Source organism: Polycladospora coralii, from assembly GCF_014773435.2.
Taxonomy (GTDB): Bacteria; Bacillota; Bacilli; order Thermoactinomycetales; family Thermoactinomycetaceae; genus Polycladospora; species Polycladospora coralii.
Genome location: NZ_JACXAG020000025.1, coordinates 1 through 2,353, shown reverse-complemented (window position 1 = coordinate 2,353; position 2,353 = coordinate 1). Strand labels below are relative to the sequence as shown.

Below are 2,353 nucleotides of genomic sequence, written 5' to 3'. Positions count from 1 at the left end.
CCCACGTGTTACTCACCCGTTCGCCGCTAAATCCGTACCCGAAGGTACTTCATCCGCTCGACTTGCATGTATTAGGCATACCGCCAGCGTTCGTCCTGAGCCAGGATCAAACTCTCCATATAATGGTAAGCTTGTAAGCTCATTTAAAAATTGAACAGGTCATGTGTCACTCTTTAGTTTTCAAGGAACATTTCAGTTGTTACCGCCTCATCGTGGCGACAAAAACTATAATAGCATAAAGATATACTATACGTCAATATTAATTTAAAATATTATTTCCCTATTATTGTAGGTTGTATTATCAAATTTATTGATTTGCATGATTTTTCAATTTGACGGTCGTATATTTTTGCTAATCAACACAACTGTTAAACTAATCCTTATCCACGGAACTACTCACCACCTACGCTAACGCTAAGAGGTAGGAGTATTCTTAGCTATTTTGGATAAATATCTTTTGTTTGATTGGCTACACTTGCCCAGCTATATCTTTTGCTTAACATCAAATATGCATCTTCAGCCATCTTCCGTGTTAAAACAAGATTAGAAAGCACCGTATTAACTTGCTCAGCTAAATTTATCGCACTCCCTTTTTTGAATAACATACCCGTTTTTCGATGTTGAACGATTTCCTTTAAGCCACCAGTCTCAGCCACAACCACGGGTACTTTATGTGACATCGCTTCCAGCGCTACCATTCCAAACGGTTCATACAAACTTGGAAATACGCATAAATCTGCATTACAATAAAGTGGATTTCTCAATTGCTTACTTACAAATCCAAAAAAAGCGTTTTTTCATCTATATCTAGTTCTACGGCTAGGTTTTGTAAATGATTAAATAGACGTCCTTGACCTACAACCATCTGTTTAGTATGAGGGTGTTTTTAAGGATAACGGGAGCCGCTTGCAATAATAAGTCTACTCCTTTTTCTGTTACTAACCTTCCTACAAATAGGATCTGCTTTTCCTTTGATGCTTCGCTCCCCCATTTTTTAAAGTTCATTGTCGCTTCGGAAGGTAAATCTATGCCATTTGAAATTACTGATATTTGATGTCTAGTATCTGGACACAACATCTTCATATCAGTTTTCATGGATTGACTACATACGATAATGTGGTCCATGACTTTACCAAACTTACGCTCTCATCCTCATAGATGGGATCAATTCGGCTCCTCTTAGTATCAAGGCCATGGCAAGTAGCTATAATAGGATAAGCATATTGTTTTTTTAAATACTCATCCGCTAATAAGACTAACCAATCATGTATATGAATTAAATCGATCTGTAAGCCCGAAGCGATCAGTTCTTCTATCTTATCCATAATAAGTAAGTTGAGATGTAAGATCGAATCAAAGAAGCTCATATCTTTTTTCCCTAATAAATGATTTACGCGATGAATATGGACCCCCTTTACCCTTTCTTATACTTTCACTTTTCTGGTCATACTTGTAATGACATGAACCTCAATCTCATGCTTCACTAGTTCTTCAGCTAAGCCTGCTACAGCAACGGCAAGCCCTCCTACTTCTCATGGCGGATACTCCCAACTCAACATGACAACACTTAAGGGAAATTTGCTATTCTTTTTCGCAAATCTATCACCGCTTCCATACAGAAACATAAATTGAAATGATTCATATGAGTCTTAGTATCTATTTAGTAATAACATCCATTACATTTGGAATTATTATAACTATCTAGAGCACATGCGGTAGCCAATGATGTGTCAAAATCAAGTGAATGGTCATCTTTCTGTGCAGCTGCTTTTACTTTACCAGAAGACTTATGCGCTACCATTGTAATTTGATTCGAAAGTCATATTGAAAAATATTTTTTATCATTAAATAATCCTAAGTTCGCAAAATAACGATGTTTCGTTTTTAATTCGGAAATCTTGAGCGAATGTAAGACTGGATCAATAATAAAATCATCATGTACGATCTGATTGGGTTGCGTAAAGTCAAATAGACGAATTTTATATTAGTAATTTTTAGCTAATTTTAGATGGTTTTGTAGTACCATTTCTACTTTTAAATTGGTATATCTATCCACCCATAACTTTGAAGAAGCCGCTCTCTCTTCATATGAATTAGCCCACCACTTAAACCATTTTTAAAACATCTGGAAAAAAGCCTATCATTATCCCTCATACAATATGCCGCCTACTTGTTTTTTACTTATAAATAACAAAAATCCCCACTTCAAATGAAGTGGGGGTTAAGATTTGCCTGGCGACGTCCTACTCTCCCATAGATTAATCTATAGTACCATCGGCGCTGGAGGGCTTAACGGTCGTGTTCGGGATGGGAACGAGTGGGTCCCCTCCGCCATCATCACCAGACGTATAAA

The 2,353-nt window shown here is 36.9% G+C and carries 2 protein-coding genes, 2 rRNA genes and 1 pseudogene; all 5 read right to left on the bottom strand.

The window, feature by feature from the left end:
• Positions 1–122 (bottom strand): 16S ribosomal RNA (locus IC619_RS16530); the annotation flags it as partial.
• Between the two features lie 315 nt (positions 123–437).
• Positions 438–776: pseudogene (locus IC619_RS16525) on the bottom strand (glycosyltransferase family 4 protein); the annotation flags it as partial.
• 79 nt (positions 777–855) lie between these two features.
• Complete coding sequence (locus IC619_RS17450) at positions 856–1,005, bottom strand: glycosyltransferase (RefSeq protein WP_430624120.1); 150 nt, start codon at positions 1,003–1,005, stop codon at positions 856–858.
• 86 nt (positions 1,006–1,091) lie between these two features.
• Entirely contained in the window at positions 1,092–1,367 is a 276-nt protein-coding gene (locus IC619_RS16520; protein WP_191141214.1) for a glycogen/starch synthase, read from the bottom strand.
• Between the two features lie 863 nt (positions 1,368–2,230).
• A 5S ribosomal RNA gene (gene rrf, locus IC619_RS16515) occupies positions 2,231–2,345 on the bottom strand.
• Positions 2,346–2,353: the final 8 nt, after the last annotated feature.